Origin of the sequence: Ferrovibrio sp. (assembly GCF_017994015.1) — a bacterium.
GTDB lineage: Bacteria > Pseudomonadota > Alphaproteobacteria > Ferrovibrionales > Ferrovibrionaceae > Ferrovibrio.
Map to the genome: position 1 here is coordinate 17,228 of NZ_JAGOLP010000035.1, position 17,210 is coordinate 34,437.

The 17,210-nt window shown below is 61.4% G+C and carries 15 protein-coding genes; 3 read left to right on the forward strand and 12 right to left on the reverse strand.

Annotated elements, in window-relative coordinates; all coding sequences use genetic code 11:
• Positions 1-35: 35 nt before the first annotated feature.
• The 5 genes from KBB36_RS14970 to KBB36_RS14990 all read right to left on the reverse strand — a co-directional run bounded on the left by KBB36_RS14970 (position 36) and on the right by KBB36_RS14990 (position 8,171).
• Entirely contained in the window at positions 36-1,427 is a 1,392-nt protein-coding gene (locus KBB36_RS14970) for a lyase family protein (protein ID WP_290982493.1), read from the reverse strand.
• 82 nt (positions 1,428-1,509) lie between these two features.
• Positions 1,510-4,923 carry an indolepyruvate ferredoxin oxidoreductase family protein gene (locus KBB36_RS14975; RefSeq protein WP_290982496.1) on the reverse strand — a complete coding sequence of 1,138 codons (3,414 nt, stop codon included), beginning with the start codon at positions 4,921-4,923 and terminating at the stop codon, positions 1,510-1,512.
• 22 nt (positions 4,924-4,945) lie between these two features.
• On the reverse strand, positions 4,946-6,133 hold the full coding sequence (locus KBB36_RS14980; protein WP_290982499.1) for a CoA transferase: 1,188 nt from the start codon (positions 6,131-6,133) through the stop codon (positions 4,946-4,948).
• An 11-nt stretch (positions 6,134-6,144) separates the two neighbouring features.
• Entirely contained in the window at positions 6,145-7,308 is a 1,164-nt protein-coding gene (locus tag KBB36_RS14985; RefSeq protein WP_290982502.1) for an acyl-CoA dehydrogenase family protein, read from the reverse strand.
• 50 nt (positions 7,309-7,358) lie between these two features.
• Positions 7,359-8,171 carry an enoyl-CoA hydratase-related protein gene (locus KBB36_RS14990; protein WP_290982505.1) on the reverse strand — a complete coding sequence of 271 codons (813 nt, stop codon included), beginning with the start codon at positions 8,169-8,171 and terminating at the stop codon, positions 7,359-7,361.
• Positions 8,172-8,317: 146 nt separating this feature from the next.
• On the opposite strand from KBB36_RS14990, the gene KBB36_RS14995 reads away from it, so the two are divergent.
• From KBB36_RS14995 to KBB36_RS15005, 3 genes are all read left to right on the forward strand, one after another.
• Positions 8,318-8,605 (forward strand): DUF1330 domain-containing protein, encoded by a 288-nt coding sequence (locus tag KBB36_RS14995; RefSeq protein WP_290982508.1) that lies wholly within the window; start codon positions 8,318-8,320, stop codon positions 8,603-8,605.
• A gap of 19 nt (positions 8,606-8,624) precedes the next feature.
• Positions 8,625-9,554 (forward strand): dihydrodipicolinate synthase family protein, encoded by a 930-nt coding sequence (locus KBB36_RS15000; protein ID WP_290982511.1) that lies wholly within the window; start codon positions 8,625-8,627, stop codon positions 9,552-9,554.
• A gap of 101 nt (positions 9,555-9,655) precedes the next feature.
• Positions 9,656-10,297, forward strand: a complete 642-nt coding sequence (locus KBB36_RS15005; RefSeq protein WP_290982514.1) for a TetR/AcrR family transcriptional regulator — start codon at positions 9,656-9,658, stop codon at positions 10,295-10,297.
• Here the strand turns inward: KBB36_RS15005 and KBB36_RS15010 are convergent.
• The 7 genes from KBB36_RS15010 to KBB36_RS15040 form a co-directional block, all read right to left on the reverse strand.
• The gene (locus tag KBB36_RS15010; RefSeq protein WP_290982518.1) at positions 10,294-11,937 is read right to left on the reverse strand and encodes an AMP-binding protein; all 1,644 of its coding nucleotides are present in this window, start codon (positions 11,935-11,937) and stop codon (positions 10,294-10,296) included. The genes KBB36_RS15005 and KBB36_RS15010 overlap by 4 nt on opposite strands.
• A gap of 48 nt (positions 11,938-11,985) precedes the next feature.
• A complete protein-coding gene (locus KBB36_RS15015) occupies positions 11,986-13,134 on the reverse strand; it encodes an ABC transporter substrate-binding protein (protein ID WP_290982521.1) in 1,149 nt (382 codons plus the stop codon).
• Positions 13,135-13,181: 47 nt separating this feature from the next.
• Entirely contained in the window at positions 13,182-13,916 is a 735-nt protein-coding gene (locus tag KBB36_RS15020) for an ABC transporter ATP-binding protein (RefSeq protein ID WP_290982524.1), read from the reverse strand.
• Positions 13,913-14,674 (reverse strand): ATP-binding cassette domain-containing protein, encoded by a 762-nt coding sequence (locus KBB36_RS15025; RefSeq protein WP_290982527.1) that lies wholly within the window; start codon positions 14,672-14,674, stop codon positions 13,913-13,915. Before KBB36_RS15025 ends, KBB36_RS15020 begins: the two co-directional genes overlap by 4 nt.
• Positions 14,671-15,660, reverse strand: coding sequence for a branched-chain amino acid ABC transporter permease (locus KBB36_RS15030; RefSeq protein WP_290982530.1), 990 nt, complete (start codon positions 15,658-15,660; stop codon positions 14,671-14,673). The genes KBB36_RS15025 and KBB36_RS15030 overlap by 4 nt, the downstream gene beginning before the upstream one ends.
• Complete coding sequence (locus KBB36_RS15035) at positions 15,660-16,514, reverse strand: branched-chain amino acid ABC transporter permease (protein WP_290982534.1); 855 nt, start codon at positions 16,512-16,514, stop codon at positions 15,660-15,662. The genes KBB36_RS15030 and KBB36_RS15035 overlap by 1 nt, the downstream gene beginning before the upstream one ends.
• 130 nt (positions 16,515-16,644) lie before the next feature.
• Positions 16,645-17,210, reverse strand: a 566-nt coding sequence (locus tag KBB36_RS15040; protein WP_290982536.1) for an SDR family NAD(P)-dependent oxidoreductase, incomplete at its 5' end; no start/stop codon positions are given.

The window sequence follows — 17,210 nt, forward strand, 5'->3', positions numbered from 1 at the left end:
CCCGCCAAGCAATTGGCGGGGCTTTTTCTTATCGTTCAGGGCTTTGGGCCAATCATGCTGAGCGGATTGGCCAGCCGGTCATAATCTTCAGCCGATAGAAACCCGAGCGCCACGGCGGCCTGTTTCGGGCTGGTGCCTTCGGTGAAGGCCTTGTTGACGATCTGCGCCACACGGTCATAACCAAGATGCGGATTAAGCGCGGTGGCCAGCATCACCGATTGCTCAACATAGCGCTGTAAAGTCGCCTCGTTCGGCTCGGTACCAGCAACCAGTTCGTCGCCAAAAACCTGCGCCGCATCGGCCAGAAGGCGGATGCTTTGCAGCACATTATGCAGGATCACCGGCTTGGCCACATTGAGCTCAAAATGCCCGGCGGCAGCGGCATGCGTCACGGCTACATGATTGCCCATCGTCTGATAACAGACCTGCAACAGGGTTTCGGCCAGGGTGGGATTGCGCTTGCCCGGCATGATTGAGGAGGTCAGGCCATCATGCGGCAGGCGCAGTTCAGCCAGGCCGGCACGCGGCCCGGCGCCCAGGAACCGGATGTCGTTGGCAATCTTGGCCAAAGTTACCGCCAGGGTGTTGAGCATGCCGCTGGCTTCCACCAGGGCATCATGCGCGCCCATGCCCTCGAACTTGTTTGGATTGGACTGGAATGGCAGCCCGCTCAGCGCCGCCAGTTCCGCCGCAAAAGCCGTATCAAAGCCAACCTTGGCATTCAGACCGGTGCCCACCGCCGTGCCGCCCTGGGCCAGCGGATAAAGCCGGGGCAGCGCATCATCCAGCCGCGCCACGCCGAGTTCCAGTTGCCGTGCCATGGCACCGAAACCCTGGCCCAGTGTCATCGGCGTGGCATCCTGCAAATGCGTGCGGGCGATCTTCACGATGCCGGCCCAGGCCAGCGCCTTCTCCGCCAACCGGGCTTGCAGGCTTAACAAGGCCGGCCGCAGCCGGTTGGTCAATTCCAGCACGGTGACGATATGCATCACGGTGGGGAATGTGTCGTTGGAGGATTGGCCACGATTGACGTGGTCGTTGGGATGCACCGGCTTCTTGCTGCCGAGCGGCTGGCCCAGCAATTCATTGGCGCGGTTGGCGATCACCTCATTGGCGTTCATGTTGGTGGCGGTGCCGGAGCCGATCTGCCACACCGGCAACGGAAAATGCGCATCCATGCGGCCTTCCCACACATCGCGGGCGGCCTGCTGGATCGGGCCGGCCAGATCGGCCGGGATTTCACCCAAAGCCGCATTGGCGCGGGCGGCGGCCAGCTTCTGCAAGCCGATGGCATGCACCACGCTGGGCGGCAATTTCTCCACGCCGATGCGGAAGATATTCAGGGCGCGCTGGGTCTGTGCGCCCCAATATTTATCGGCCGGCACATCAATGCTGCCAAAGGCATCACGCTCGGAACGAACAGACACGGCTCTCTCCTGCTGCTATGCGGGGCGGCAGGAAAGAGCCAAGCATGTCCTGGCCGGCAAGGCCAGCCCGAGCGACGCAGAATCAGCCAGTAGTGAAAGCCCGCATGGCAGCCTGGCGGGTCTGCCGCGCGGTTGCCATCGCCGCTTCCTTCACCGGGCCAAAACCACGGATGGCCTCGGGGATTTCCGCCCAGGCCGTGGCGGCCGGCAAGGTCTCGGCCGTCAACCGGCTCAGGATCAACGCCAGATCGGCCTCGTAATCAGCGATCAACTGGCGTTCGCCGCGCCGCTCGGCGCTGCGGCCAAAAGGATCAAGCGCCGTGCCGCGCAGGTGCTTGAAGCCGGCCAGCAGCCGCAAAGCCGGGAATATCCAGGCGCCGAATTTGATTTTCTTCGGCCGGCCGGTTTCCGGATCAGGCCGCGCCAGCAAGGGTGGCGCCAGATAGAGCGACAGTTTCACATCGCCTTCCATGGTCTCGGCGATGCTGCTGCGCCATGGCGTTTCGCCATAAAGCCGCGCTACTTCATATTCATCCTTATAGGCCATCAGCTTGGCCAGATTACGCGCCACTGCCATGGCAAAAACCTGCGACCCCGGCGCTACCGCCTGCTCGGCTTGCCGCGCTTTCTCCACCCAGGCGGCATAACGCTGCGCCCAAGCCGCATTCTGGTAGCGCGTGAGATGCGCCAAACGATGCGCCAACAGGCCATCCAGTGTATCCAGCGCCGGTATCGCCTCACCCGGCTGCTGTGGCAACAGCGCCTGAGGATCAATGGCGCCGAGGCGGCCAAGGTCGAAAGCGTCGAGGTTGAACTGCACGGCGGCGCCATTCAGCTCAATCGCCTTGCGGATCGCGGCCAGCGGCAAGGGCAGCCAGCCCTTCTGATAGGCATAGCCCACCAGCAGCATATTGGCGCCAATCTTGTCGCCCAGCAGGCGCTCGGCGATTTCGCCGGCATCCACCATCACGGTTTCCAGCGTGGTGCTGCGCAGCTTGTGCATCAAAGCATCTGCATCAATGCGGTAGTCGCGATTAGCCTGGAAGGCAGCGGTCGGCTCGATGCTGCCATTCAGCAGCGCCCGGGTTTTGCCCGGCGCACAGGTTTTCAGGCCATCGACACTGGCGGCGGTCACCGTATCGCAGCCCAGGATCAGATCGGCTTCGGCCGGCCCGACCAACGAGCCTTTCAAGGCCGCCGGGTTTTCGGCAATGCGCAGATGGCTGAACACTGCGCCGCCCTTCTGCGCCAGGCCGGTCATGTTATAGCTGTTGGCACCTTTACCGATCAGGTTGGCCGCCATCGCCAGCACACTGCCGATAGTCACCACGCCGGTGCCGCCAACGCCAGTGATCAGCACGTTGCAGGCTGCCGCGCTGGTTATCTGCGCTTCAGGCAGGGCATCCAGGCGGGCGCGATCCAGCGCGCCGGATTTTTTACGCAACTGGCCGCCCTGCACGATCACAAAGGATGGGCAGAAACCCTCGATACAGGACGTGTCTTTGTTGCAGCTTGACTGGTCAATGCGACGTTTACGGCCAAAGGCGGTTTCCTTGGGCTGGATGCTGACGCAATTTGACTGCACGGAGCAATCGCCGCAGCCTTCGCAGACCGCATCATTGATGAATACACGCAAAGCCGGATCCGGCATCAGCTTACGCTTGCGGCGGCGGCGCTTTTCAGCGGCACAGACCTGTTCGTAAACCAGCACGGTAACACCCGGCACCGCGCTCAGTTCCTTCTGCACCCGCGCCAGTTCGGCGCGTGCCACCACGGCCACGCCCGGCACATTGACGGCAGTGCGCGCCAGATCGTCGGTCACCACGACGCAACGGGCGATATCCTCGGCCAGCACCTGGCGCACAATCATCTCAGTGCTGAGCGCACCTTCCACCGGCTGGCCGCCGGTCATCGCCACGGCATCATTGGCCAGGATTTTGTAAGTGATATTCACATTGGCCTGCACTGCGGCGCGGATCGCCAACAGGCCGGAATGCGAATAGGTGCCATCGCCCAGATTCTGGAATACATGGCGCGTGCTGGTGAAATGCGACAGACCGATCCAGTTGGCGCCCTCGGCGCCCATCTGCACCGGCTTGAGCGTGTCGCGGTTCATCCACATCGCCATCGAATGGCAGCCGATGCCAGACATCGCCACCGAGCCTTCCGGCACCTTGGTGGAGGAATTATGCGGACAGCCCGAGCAGAAATACGGCAGCCGGCGCGGCTGCAACACATCCGGCAATGGCGGTTTGCTGCCGGCCAATCTGGCATGGGCGGCGCGCAAGGCATCATCGGCCAAGCCCAGGGCTTCCATGCGGCGCAGCAGGGCATTGGCAATGGTCACCGGATCAAGCTGCACGTCGGATGGCAGCAGATCGTCGCCCTGGGGGTCGCGCTTGCCGGCAAAAAGCGGCGCAGTTTTTTCATTGATCAGGATTTTCGCCGCCTGATCCTCGATGAAGGCGCGCTTTTCCTCAACAAAGAATAATTCCTCACAGCCAGCGGCAAAATCGCGCAGGCCATTCGGCTCCAGCGGCCAGATCAGCGCCACCTTGTAGACCGACAGGCCCAGCCCACGGGCGCGATCATCATCGATGCCCAGCAGCGCTAGTGCATCAGCCAGATCGGCATAGGCCTTGCCGCTGCTGACCACACCAAGCTTGGCGCCGGCAGCGCCAAAGCGGCGCGCGTCCAGCGGATTGGCGCGGGCATAATTATGCACCCGCGGCAGGCGGTGGCGGATCACCACACTTTCATCGCGCTGCGGGCCATAATCCGGCTGTGGCCGGATGTTCACGCCATCATCCGGCGCATTGGGCGGCAGGATGCGCGGCGTATCCGGCGCCACTTCCACCGTGGCGGTGGTTTCCACTGTTTCGTTCACCGTCTTGAGGCCAACCCACAGGCCGGTATAACGCGACATGGCCCAGCCATGCAGGCCGTATTCAAGGATTTCCTCAACATTCGACGGATACAGCACCGGAATCAGATTGGCCGCCAGTGCCTGCTCGCTTTGATGCGCCACAGTGGAGGATTTGCCGGGATGATCGTCGCCGAATACCACCAGCACGCCACCATGTTCGGTGGTGCCGGCATAATTGCCGTGCTTGAACGGATCGCCGGAACGATCAACGCCCGGGCCCTTGCCATACCACATGGCAAACACACCATCGACGGTCTTGCCCGGCAGGCTGTCGATCTGCTGCGTACCCCAGACCGATGTAGCGGCAAGGTCTTCATTCACGCCGGGCTGAAACACCACCCCGGCCCGCTTCAGATCATCTCGCGCCTGCCACAGGGCCATATCGAAGCCGCCAAGCGGCGAGCCGCGATAGCCGGAAACAAAGCCAGCGGTGTTGAGCCCGGCCTTGCGGTCACGCGCACGCTGGGTCAGCAGCAGGCGCACCAGGGCCTGAGTGCCGCTGAGAAACAGCACACCGGATTCCTGCGTGTAGCGATCTTTCAGCGAAACGTCACGAAGCGCGATATTCACAATGCCACCCTGCCCAGCCGGTTCAGTTCTTGCCAAGATTGACCGCGCCGGCCGCAGCCAGGGCATCGATATCGGCATCGCTCCAGCCGGCCTCACGCAACACCTCGCGGGTATCGCCACCCAGCGTCACAGGCATGCGGCGCAAAGCTGGCGCCGCGCCGTCATAGCGCACCGGATGCGCCAGAACTGTGGCGTTTTCGCCGTTGATGCTGAATTGCTGCAAGCAGCCATTATGCTGTACCTGCGGATCGGCACGGATATCGTCGTAATTCTGCACCTTGGCATACCACAGCGCATGTGGCGCCAGCGCCTTGTCGAGCCGGTCATAAGTCCAGGACAATAATTCATTACCCAGCACGCGCATGAAGGCATCACGATTCTGCATGCGGTCGCCGGCCAGGGCAATCAATTCGGCATTGCCGATGGCGCCGGCAAATTGCTCGATATTGCCGCCCAGGCTGATCACAGCATGGCAATCGGCCAGCTTGTAGACACCATACGGCGCCGGCAGAAACCAGGAAGCCAGCCGTGAGTCGCGCTGGAAACGCTCCGGGCTGCGGTTGCCGGAGAAATACGCCGCCATCGATTCAGTCTGCAAATCCAGGCCGGCATTGAGCAGGTTGGATTCCACCTTGGTGCCCTGCCCGGTGCTCAGCTTCTTCACAAACGCCGCCGTGATCGCCATCGCCATCAGCGCCGCCGCATGCTGATCCACAATCGGCACGCCGGGCACGGTGGGCGCGCTCTGCATGTCGCCGGTCACCGCAATCAGGCCACAGCGGGCCTGAACCAGCAAATCCTGCCCCGGCAGTGTCGCCATCGGGCCGGAAGAACCCCAGCCCGAGGCCGAGGCATAGATGATATCCGGCTTGATCGCCTTCACCGCGTCATAACCAAAACCTAGCCGTTCCAACACACCGCCGCGATAATTCTCCAACAGAACATCGGCCTGCTTGATCAGCGAATGGATCACTTCGCGGCCCTGCGGGCTTTTCAAATCCACCGAGAGCGAGCGCTTGTTGCGGTTGACCGCAAAGAAGCTGGCACTCAGCCCCTGGATAAAAACCTGATCGGCGCCATAACCGCGCTCAAACGCGCCATTCAGCGGCTCGATCTTCACCACATCGGCACCCATATCGGCCAGATACTGCGAGGCCGCCGGCCCCTGCACAAAATGGGTGAAGCTTAGCACCTTCATATTACGCAGCATGGGATTGATCCTTACAGCGACTGGCGGCCGTTTTTCAGCAAGCTGCGTGCGATCACCACGCGATGAATATCCGATGCGCCATCGAAGATGCGGTAGACGCGGGCATCGCGGTAAAGCTGCTCCAGCGGCATTTCGCGGCAATAGCCCATGCCGCCAAAAATCTGCACTGCTTTGTCAGCAACACGGCCCAGCATCTCCGATGAATAGTATTTCACCATCGACACCTTCTCGCGCGGATCATGGCCCTGGTCGGTTTCCCAGGCCGCGTTCATCACCATCATGCGGGTGGCGAAAATCTCGGTGGCCATATCGGCGAGCATCGCCTGCACCATCTGGAATTCGCCCAGTGTCTGGCCGAATTGCTTGCGCTCATTGGCATAGTCGATGCATTTCTGCATCAGCTTGCGCGCCATACCCACCGAGCGGCCACCCACCATGCCAAGCCGCACACGGTTGATGGTGGAGAGAGCCTGAAACAGCCCCGAGCCTTCCGGGCCCAGCATCTGCGCCTTGGGCAGCCGCACATCTTCGAATACCAGTTCGGAATGATTGGTGCCGCGCAGACCCATCATGTATTGCGTGCGGCCGACCGTGAAGCCGGGGGTGCCTTTGTCGATCAGGAAAGCGCTGATGCCTTTGGCACCTTTGGATGGGTCGGTCACTGCCGTGATGATGAAGGCATCGGCTACATCGGCATCGCTGATGAAATGTTTCGAACCATTGAGGATGAAATCATCGCCATCGCGCTTGGCAGAAGTTTTGATGCCGGCAGCATCCGAGCCGGCATTCGGCTCGGTCATGCCCAAAGCCACATTGATCTCGCCCTGCACAGCGGGGAAGAGATATTTGTCACGCTGCTCGCCAACGCAATTGACCAGCGAACCCGGGATGGCGCCAAAGGCGCGGCGCACCAGCGCATCCTTGGTGAAGCCGAATTCCTCTTCACACAAACACATATCCACCGTGCTGAGGCCACCGCCGCCCACATCCTCGGGCATGCCCATCGCGAACAGGCCCATTTCCTTGGCTTTGGCGCGCAATTCCCTGGCCAGTTCCGGCCGCACATACTGGATTTCCTCAACCTCGGCTTCATGCGGCGCCAGCTCCTTCTGGATGAAGCGGCGCAAAGATTCGAGGATCATCTGGGTTTCGGCGGGGATGGAAAAATCAATCACGGTTCTATCCTTGGCATTCTGAAGGCAATGGGGGGCAGATCGGCGGCAGCTCAGGCCTTGCCGAAAACTGCCGGATCAAGCGGGTCGCGGAAATCGGCCGGGCGCTTCTCGGCAAAAGCGGTAACGCCTTCCTTGAAATCCCGCGTCTGCGACAGTGCTTCACTGAGATCGAGCGTGCGGCGGATTGCTTCGTCTTCCGGCAGATCAACGGCATATTGCAGCGCGGTCTTGCAGGCAAAGGCGGCCTGGGCCGGACCGGCGGCCATAATGGCAGCCAGTTCGCGCGCCATAGCCAGCGCACCGCCCTGCGGCGCGATCCGGTTCACCAGGCCCCAATCGAGCGCCTTGCGGGCATCGATCATCTCGCCCAGCAGCATCATCTCCTTGGCGCGGCCCATGCCGATACGCTGCGTCACCCGCACCGTGCCGCCGCTGCCGGGGAACCCACCCAGCTTCACTTCCGGCAGGCTGAGCCGGGCATTCTCAGACACAACGATCAGGTCGCAGCCGCTGGCCAGTTCCAGGCCGCCGCCCAGCGCCAGGCCTTCGATGGCGGCAATGGTCGGCTTGGGGAAATGCGCCACCTGGCCATAAGTGTCGTTCTCCTTGCCCAGCTTCTGCGAGACGATGCCCTGTTCGGCGATCAGCTTGGGGAATTCCTTGATGTCGGAGCCGGCGCAGAAGGCACGCTCGCCCTCACCGGTCAGCACCAGCGCACCAATGCCGGGATCGCCGGCCAGCTCGGTCAGCACCGCGCTCATCTGGCGCGTCAGACCCAGGGTTACGACATTCATCGGCGGATTGGACAGGAACAGGGTCGCAACCCGGCCATGGGTTTCGACGCGAACTTTTTGATCACTCATCTTTGGCTTCCTCCTGGGCGGCGACCTTGACTTATACTGACTTGCACGTCAATAAGTTTTTTGCCACTTTGTGGTCGCCCCACAATCCGACAGCGGGCAGAAGCCGCCTGCCGGTATTTTCAGGTTCAACAGAGGAAATGCAGAGAATGGCCGCAATTGTCGTTGCCAAGGTTCGGGTTACCGATCCGGAGAAATACGAAACCTACAAACCGCTGGCCAAGCTGGCGATCGAGGCCTTTGGCGGGCGCTATCTGGTGCGCGGTGCCGAGCCGGTGGCGATCGAGGGCGAAGCCGGGCCGGTGCGTTATGTGGTGGTGGAATTCGACTCGGTGGAAACCGTGCAGCGTTTCTACGACTCGCCGGAATACCGCAAGGCACGCGATGCCCGCGCCGGTGCCGCCATTGCCGAAATCACCGCCCTACAAGGCATTTGAGCTTTAACAGGAGAGAACCATGCCGAGATTGAAATACGATTGTTCAGGCGTCATCCCCGCCTGCCTACTGCCGCTGCATGATGATCTGAGCATCGACGAAAAGAGCTATCGCAAGCATATCCGCGAGGTTGGCGCCACGCGCGGCGTGGCAGCGCTGACCGTGAACGGCCATGCCTCTGAAGTGTCATCCTGCACTTTCGAGGAACAGGAATTGCTGCTTGACCTGGCTTTGGCGGAAGTGGGCGACCGCGTGCCGTTGGTCAACGGCATCTATGCCGAAAGCGGCAGCGAAGCGGTGCGTATCGCGCGCATGGCCGACCAGAAGGGCGCCTCGGCTTTGCTGGTATTTCCGCCCAACGTGTTCATGCTCGGCTCGCGGCCGGACATGGTGGTGGATCATTACCGCCGCATAGCCGACGCCACCGACCTGCCGCTGATCATCTTCCAGTTCCCGGTCAGCCTGCCGGTGACCTATTCGCATGACGTGCTGCTGCGGTTGATCGAGGAAATCCCCAGCATCCGCGCCATGAAGGATGCCTGCGGCGATCCGGCGCGACATGAAATGACCGTGCGGGCGCTGCAATCCGACAGCCGGCCCTTCCATGTGCTCACCACGCACAGCGCCTGGCTGCTCTCCTCGCTGGTGGTGGGCTGCAATGGCCTGCTTTCCGGCGCCGGCAGCACCATCGCCGATCTACAAGTGGAGCTTTATGAAGCGGTGCGCGGTAACGACCTGGCCACGGCCAAGGCGGTGGCGGCACGCATTTACCACACCACCCATGCCTTCTACGGCCCGCCGGCGGTGGACATGCATAACCGCATGAAGGAAGCCCAGGTGATCCTTGGCCGCCTACCCTCTGCGGCAGTGCGCCCGCCACTGCAAAAACTCGGCGCCGCCGAGATCGAGCGTATCCGGCAGCACCTCAAGGCGGCCGGCATCGAACGCTGATTCGCGCCTTCCGGGGGCTGCGCCAGCGGCCCCCGGCAATTGCGCCCGGCGCTGAAAACTGCGATGATTTGCGAAACAGAATTGAGAGCTGCCCTTTGCAGATGGACAATAACAGTGCCGGCCAGACCATGCGCGCCCAGATCAAACTGGTGGCCGAAGAATTGCTGGTCAAACACGGCTATCGCGGCCTGAGCTTTCGCCAGATTGCCGAAATCCTCAACACCACCCGGGCCAACCTGCATTACCATTTCGGCAGCAAGGATGGCCTGGTTGAGGAGGTGCTGGAAGACTACTCCGTCAGCACCATGAATCGGTATCGCGACGTGCTGACCGACACCACCACCACGTTGCGCACCAAGATCGAAGCGATCATCAAGCTAAACCGCGAGCGCTACCTGAAATACAATCCCGATGGCGACCACGGCAATCCGTGGAGCCTGATGACCCGGCTGCGCTCAGACAGCGATGCGCTGAATGACAAGATGCGTAATCGTCTACAGGCGGTGATGCGGGAATTCGAAATGCTGGTGAGTGTTGGCGTGCGCGCCGCCGTGCAATCGGGCGAATTGCAGCCCGATACACCGCAGGAGCATATCGTGATCCAGCTTGTCACCATCATCCACTATGCCGGCCTGGTGACGCGCGATAACGGCAAATTCGGCCGCCTGACCGATCTGTGGGATGCCACGCTGACCGGTATTGATCGTGCCTATGGCCGCAAGGCCAAACCGCGCAAAGCCTAATTTTTCTCGATCAGACTGCGCAAGGCTACACCAGCCGCCTTGCGGTCCCAGGTGGCGTCGCTCACTCCGGCGGCCCGCAATTGCGACTTCATGATCTTCTGGGTTGGCGTGCGCGGCATAGCCGGCAGCATCTCGATATAGCGCGGCACCATGTGATGTGGCAGCCGGCTGGCCAGGAAACCGAGCAGATCGGCCGCTGCCGACCCAGCCCCTGGCCGCAGCACAACACACAGCTTCACATCATCATCTGACAGATATTCCGACGGCACGCCAACGGCGGCGCTTTCCAACACATCCGGGTGCGCATTGGCCGCCACTTCAATATCGTAAGATGAGATATTTTCCGCCCGGCGCCGGATGCGGTCGCCCAGCCGATCCGCAAAATAGACCCAGCCATCGGCGTCGACATAGCCGCTATCGCCAGTATGGAACCACAGATTGCGCCAGGCTTTCAGTGTTGCCTGCGGATTGGCGTAATAACCCGGGCTGATAATCCAGGGCAGTTTTGGCCGCAGCACAAATTCGCCCACACTACCCGGCGGCAACGGCGCATCGGTTTCCGGATCGACAACCTGGAATTCATACCATTCCGAGCGAATTTTGCCGCAAGAGCCGGGCTGCAAAGGCTCATCATACGGATGCCAGCAGGGAATGTTGACCTCGGTCATGCCCCAGGTTTCGATACCCTTGACACCGAAGCGGCGTTCAAAATCCACCGCGATATGTTTCGGGAATGGCGACGTGCCAATGCGGGTCAGCTTGGTATCAGCATCATCCGGGCGCTCGGGCTCGGCATAAATCATTTCCAGCAGCGGGCCATGGCCGATACTGACGGTGGCACCGCTTTCACGCACCCGGCGCAGCCAGTCGCGAGCCGAAAAACGGGCATCCAGACTTACTTTAGCGCCAGTCAGGAGTGCGGCGTAAATTGCGCAGAAACGTGGCGACATGTGAAACAGCGGATGGGCGCAGTAGTAGATATCGGCGCCGCTTATCCGCATGCCTTCCACACTCTGACGCGCAGTCAGAAAGGCCTGGGCATGGGTCACCATCACGCCCTTGGATGGGCCGGTGGTGCCAGAGGTGAACAGGATCGAACAAAGATCGCTATGGGCCGCTCCCGGCGGGCGCCAATCCGTCGGCCGCTCGCCGGGCCATGCGGTCAGCGCCAACACGGGTTTACCACCGAGTTCGGCCGGCAAAGCCTCGCTGGCGGAATGGGCAAATAGTCGCGTCACACGCGGCAAAGCGCCGATAATGCCCTGCAAGGCCGGCAGCAAAGCCGCCTCGGCAATCACCAGATCGGTTTCAACCAGATTGATTGCATGTTCCAGCGGCTTGCCGCTGAAGGCCGGATTGATCGGCGCATCGGTGGCGCCCAGCAGATCAATGGCAAACCACAACAGCACCGCCAGGGTAGAATTGCCGGCCAGGGTGGCAACCCGGTCGCCGGGCCGGATACCAGCCTGGTGCAGAAACCACGCCAGGTCGAGCGCCTGCTGCCACGCGGCAGAGAAAGTTAGCAGCGGCTGATCAGCAAAAGCCAGAAATGGCGCACCGGGAGTAAACCCGGCACGCCATTCCAGAACCCGATCCAGAGTCCATTCCTGCGGTGCAAAATCGAGATAACTGGAACGCACCCAAACCTCGCAGCGCTGAAGTGACCCTGGATCGTGATAGCGGGCAGATCAGTTCTTGATGGTGACGAACTTGCCGCCGCGGATTTCCACCGTGATCAGCGTGTCTTCAAACACGCCTTCATGCTGGTCCTTGGAATAGCACAGGTCGCCATCCAGATAGGTGCCGGGGAATTTGCAGATGGTTTCCAGCGCATCACGGATTTTCGGACCGGTGGGCGTACCATCCACCCGGCGCAGGGCTTCGGCAGCGGCCAGGAAGCCGGTGGAACCGATCAGTTCGGCATAACCCTTCGGGGTCTTGCCCCCATCCACGATCACCTTGCCGAGTTCCTTCTGCTTCTCAGACGGATCGTCCCAGTTGCCGATGGAAACGATCTGGATACCTTCGCCGGCCGGGCCGGCTGCATCCAGGAACGGGCGCTGGTTCAGGCTGCCAGTGCCGATGATCGGCGCCTTGATGCCAACCTGGCGGGCGGCACGCATGAAGGCAGCGCCAAGTGCCGGGGCGGAAGTCTTCAGCAACACCACATCCGGATTGGAATTGCGGATATTGGTGGCAGCGGCCGTCAGATCAATCGCGTTGAGCGGCGCGGCCACGGCCGAGACGATCTCAATGTTACGATCCTTCGACAACGCAGTGGCCTGTTTCATGCCGGCTTCGCCATAGGCATCTTCCTGATACATGATGGCGATGCGCTTGTGGCCCGGCTTGAAAACGCCGCGTTCCATGATGGCACCGATGATCAGCGTGTCGGTCGGCGCGGTGCGGAACACCCATGGCCAGAAGTTGTTTTCCTTCGAGGTGACCGGGATGGTGCCGACCGGCGCCAGCACCGGCACCTTGTTGGCCATCGCAATCGGCATCAGCGCCAGCGTGCCGGTGCCGATGGTGGAGCCCAGAATGGCAACCACGCCATCCTGGCGGATCAGCTTGGTGGCACAGCGGGCGGCTTCGGTCGGATTGGTCTGATCGTCGCAGAAAATCAGGTCGATCTGCGCGCCCTTGATGCCACCTTCCTTGTTCACCTTGTTGGCCAGGATTTCAACGATATCACGCTCCGGCACGCCAAACGGCGCGGCCGGGCCGCTCAGGCTGTAGATGCCGCCGATCTTGATCTTGTTCTGCGCCATCGCGCCGCCGGCCAGCAGGCCGAATGCGGCGATGCCCGCCAGCAACTTGCCAAACTTGAATGTCATAACCTTCTCCCTCTCGGTTTCTCTTACGCGCTGTCTTATCCGATCACCTAGCCAAGAAAGGCTTCGGCGAGTTCCTCCGGATTCTTCAAATCATCCTTGCCGCCGCTACGCATGATCTGGCCTTGCGACAGGATCATGTAACGATCAGCCACCCGCGCCGCGAACGGCACATTCTGTTCGGCCAGCAGCAATGCCAGGCCGCTGCGCTTCAGCACACCAAAAACATTCTCAAGAATATCGAACACCATCGGCGCCAGGCCCTGGGTCGGCTCGTCGAGTACCAGCACCTGCGGTTTACGGCCCAGCGCCATGGCAATCGCCAGCATCTGTTGTTCGCCGCCGCTGAGCACACCAGCCATGGCATCGCCGCGTTGCTTGAGTATCGGGAACAGGCCGAGGATCAGCTCGCGCTGCGCCTCACGCTCCTGCACTGGCAGCAGACGCAGGCCCAGATCGATATTCTCTTCCACTGACATGGTGGGAAAGATGTTGCCGCGCCGCTCCGGCACAAAGGCGATACCCTGTGAAGCGCGCTTATTGGCACTCATATTGCCAATATTTGTGCCCTTCACGGTGATCTCGCCACTACCACTGACAATGCCGGCAATGGCCCCGAGCATGCTGCTTTTGCCGGCGCCGTTCGGCCCTAGCACAGCCAGCATCTCGCCGGCCTGCACATCGAAATCCACGCCTTCCACCACGGTGATGCGGCTGTAGCGTGCCACGATGCCGCGGCAGGTCATCACCACGCCGCCCTTGGCAGCGCTGTTTGTCGCGTTCATCGGCCAGTGCTCCCCAGATAGATGTCGATGAAGGCCTTGTCGCGCGCAATCACATCCGGCGCCCCCTGGATCAGCATGGCGCCTTCCTTCAGCACCACCACATCTTCGGCCAATTCACGGATCAGGTTGAAATTATGCTCCACCAGCAGCACGCCCACGCCACGCTCGGCCAGGCGCCGCACCTCGTAGCTCAGCATGCGCTGCTCATCGCGGGCCAGGCCGGCAGCCGGCTCGTCGAGCAGGATGTATTTCGGATCGTTGGCCATGGCGCGCGCCACTTCTACAAGCCGCACACGGCCCATCGGCAATTCGCTCATCGGCAGATCGCGATAGTCGGCAAGTTGCAGATCGTTGAGAATCTCATCACAACGCTTGCGGAAGCCGGCTTCCTCGCGTGTGGCCGAAGGCAGGCGCAGCATGGCGGCGATGAAGCCGACCTGCTTCACCGGATAGAAGCCGCACATCACGGCCTCTTCCACCGTGACCTTGGGATCAAAGCGCGGCGTCTGGAAGGTGCGCGCCAGACCACGGCCAATACGCTGGAAGGGCGGCAGGCTGTCCACCACCTCATCATCCACCAGGATGGTGCCGCCGGTTGGCTTCACCATGCCGGTGATGGCATTGAACAGCGTACTCTTGCCCGAGCCATTCGGCCCGATCACGGCCAGGATTTTGCCGCGCTCAAGCGTGGTTGAGACATCCTTCAGGGCCGTGACGCCGCCGAATTGAACAGTGACATTCTTGGCTTGAATGGTCATGCGGCACCTCCGCGCGCCGTATTTGCCCGTTCGGCAGCAGCCTTGGACGCACGCGCCCGGCTGGCGAACAGTTTTTTCCAATTGGTGCCCAGCACCCCGTTCGGCGCCACCAACAACACCAGGATCAGCACCGTGCCGAAGATCATGCCCTGGGTTTCCGCCGCCGGCAGATAGAGCGTGATCAGCGTGAGGAAGGCTGCGCCCAGTACCGGGCCTAGGAAGGTGGATGCGCCGCCGATCACTGCCATCAGCAGGATTTTGATCGAGACATGCATGGTCAGCGAATCCGGCCCCATATAGGTCAGGTGATGCGCATAGAGCCAGCCGGCCAGGCCCGCCACCGAGGCAGAGAGCGCAAAATACAGCGCCAGCAAGGCCGGCACATTCACGCCATCAGCCGTGGCCCGCAGCGGATCATGCTGTGCCGTCTTGACCGCGCGCCCGATGGCAGAGTCAGTCAGGTTGGCATACAGCACCAGCACCACCACCACCACAAACCAGCCCAGCACATGCATCTCAAGGATGCTTTCAGCGAACCACAGCGGCGGAATGCCGGAGAGACCGATATAGCCGCCGGTGAAGCTGCCGCCTTCGCGGATGGCAAGCTCCAGCACCAGACTGAGCAGCAAGGTGGCGATGGAGAGCGGCAATGGCGACAGCCGGGTAATGGCGCGGGCCATCGGATAGGCCAGCAGCATCGGCAGGATCAACGCCAGAACCAGGCCAACCAGTGGCGACAGGCCGTAGCGTGTGGTGACAATGCTGGTGGCGAAGGCACCAATTGAGCCGAAGGCGGCTGGTGCCATCGACAGGATGCCGGCCTGGCCATAAGCCATGCCCACCGACAAGGCGAGCAGTGCAAAGATCGCCACCATGACCGAATTGTCGAGCCAGAACGGGCTGGCATGGATGAACGGCGTGATCGCGGCGATAAGCACCAGGATGATCAATGCCGGTTTGCAGCGTTGCAGCAGCGTGCCTTGCATCACACACGCCCTCCCGTGGCGGCAATCTGGTTCATGCGGCCCAGCGACAGAATGATGAAGATGAATACCAGCGGCGTTGCCGTGGCCCAGGCGCCCGGCAGGTAGCCGGCGCTGATCGCCTGCACCATGCCGATGATCAGGCCGCCGGCAAAGCCGCGCAGCGGGCTGCGCATGCCGAAGATGATCGCCGAGCCGAAACCCCAGATGGTGAAGTTGAACGCGGCACTGTAATCAGCGCCTGTGGTGAACAGGATCAGCACGCCCGCCGTACCGGCCAGCAGGCCGCCCAGCAGATAGGTGGAGAACCAGATCAGCCGCACCGGAATGCCGTTCAGCGCCGCCCCCACCGGGTTGACCGCGCTGGCCCGCATCGAGCGGCCAAACGGCGTACGCTGCAACACTACGAACAGGCAGGCCAGAATGGCGACACAGACCGTGATGTTGATGCCCATCTGCGGGCTGATGCGGATGCCGCCAATATTCCAGAACGTGTCAAACGGCTGCCGGATCATCGGGCTGGTGCCGAACAGGGTGAGGATGAAGGATTCAAGGAAGGTGGCGAGGCCGAAAGTGCCGAGCACGGCAATGACATGATCCACCGCACCAGGCCGGTTCAGCCGCATCGAGATGACACCAACCACCGCCGATGCCAGCACAGCTGCGCCAATCGCCAAAGCCACGCCAGCCGGCCCGCCCACCACATACATGATTGCAGCGGCCAGCACGGCATAAGCCCCCAGCGCCACATCCACCGATCCGGTGGTGACAAAGAGCAGGCTGACCGGAAAGGCCAGCAGACCATATGTGACGCCTAGCAAGGCGCCGCGCATAAGATATTCGGCTAACTCGAACATTGTTCCCTCCCTACAGCCGTTGATTGTTCCGACCGGCTGCAGCGTTTTTTATACTTACATGTAAGTAGGTATAATTTGCCGCGACCTGTCAAGACCCCTGCTGCGCCCGAGACGCCCGCAGGAGAAAAACTCAATTCATCCAGAGACCACCGGTAACGTTGATTGACTGGCCCGTCATATAGCTGGCTTGGCCCGATATCAGGAACGCCACCACATTGGCGATATCCTGTGGCTGCCCAAGGCGGCCAAGCGGAATCAGATGCACACGCTCGGCCGCAGGCGGCAAACCCTTTGCAATCGCTTCGGCATCGGCCTGTTCGCGCATCCGTGTGTTGGTAATGGTGCCGGGGCAGACCGCATTGACGCGAATGCCGAACCTGGCCAGATCGAGCGCCATGGATTGAGTCATGCCGATCAGCGCGAATTTCGATGCGCAATAGGCAAGCGACATCGGACGGCCGGATTTGCCGAACCAGGAAGCGATATTGATGATGCGGCCGCCACCGTTCTTGGTCATCATCGGCACAATCGTGTGGCAACAATTATAGGTCCCGCGTACATTGACCCGCATGGTGTAATCAAAATCTTCCGGCGTGCCGTCGAGTATTGACGCAACCTGCCCTATCCCGGCCCCATTGATCAAGACACTGGGCGAGGCGCCGAGTTCACTGCTCGCTTTTGCAGCAGCTTCGCGGA

Excerpts from the sequence above, each read along its gene's own strand:
- KBB36_RS14990 (WP_290982505.1), bottom strand. The coding sequence starts at position 8,171 with ATGAGTGATCAAAAAGTTCGCGTCGAAACCCATGGCCGGGTTGCGACC.
- KBB36_RS14980 (WP_290982499.1), bottom strand. The coding sequence starts at position 6,133 with ATGCTGCGTAATATGAAGGTGCTAAGCTTCACCCATTTTGTGCAGGGG.
- KBB36_RS15015 (WP_290982521.1), bottom strand. The coding sequence starts at position 13,134 with ATGACATTCAAGTTTGGCAAGTTGCTGGCGGGCATCGCCGCATTCGGC.
- KBB36_RS15000 (WP_290982511.1), top strand. The coding sequence starts at position 8,625 with ATGCCGAGATTGAAATACGATTGTTCAGGCGTCATCCCCGCCTGCCTA.
- KBB36_RS14995 (WP_290982508.1), top strand. The coding sequence starts at position 8,318 with ATGGCCGCAATTGTCGTTGCCAAGGTTCGGGTTACCGATCCGGAGAAA.
- KBB36_RS15005 (WP_290982514.1), top strand. The coding sequence starts at position 9,656 with ATGGACAATAACAGTGCCGGCCAGACCATGCGCGCCCAGATCAAACTG.
- KBB36_RS15035 (WP_290982534.1), bottom strand. The coding sequence starts at position 16,514 with ATGTTCGAGTTAGCCGAATATCTTATGCGCGGCGCCTTGCTAGGCGTC.
- KBB36_RS15030 (WP_290982530.1), bottom strand. The coding sequence starts at position 15,660 with ATGCAAGGCACGCTGCTGCAACGCTGCAAACCGGCATTGATCATCCTG.
- KBB36_RS15025 (WP_290982527.1), bottom strand. The coding sequence starts at position 14,674 with ATGACCATTCAAGCCAAGAATGTCACTGTTCAATTCGGCGGCGTCACG.
- KBB36_RS15020 (WP_290982524.1), bottom strand. The coding sequence starts at position 13,916 with ATGAACGCGACAAACAGCGCTGCCAAGGGCGGCGTGGTGATGACCTGC.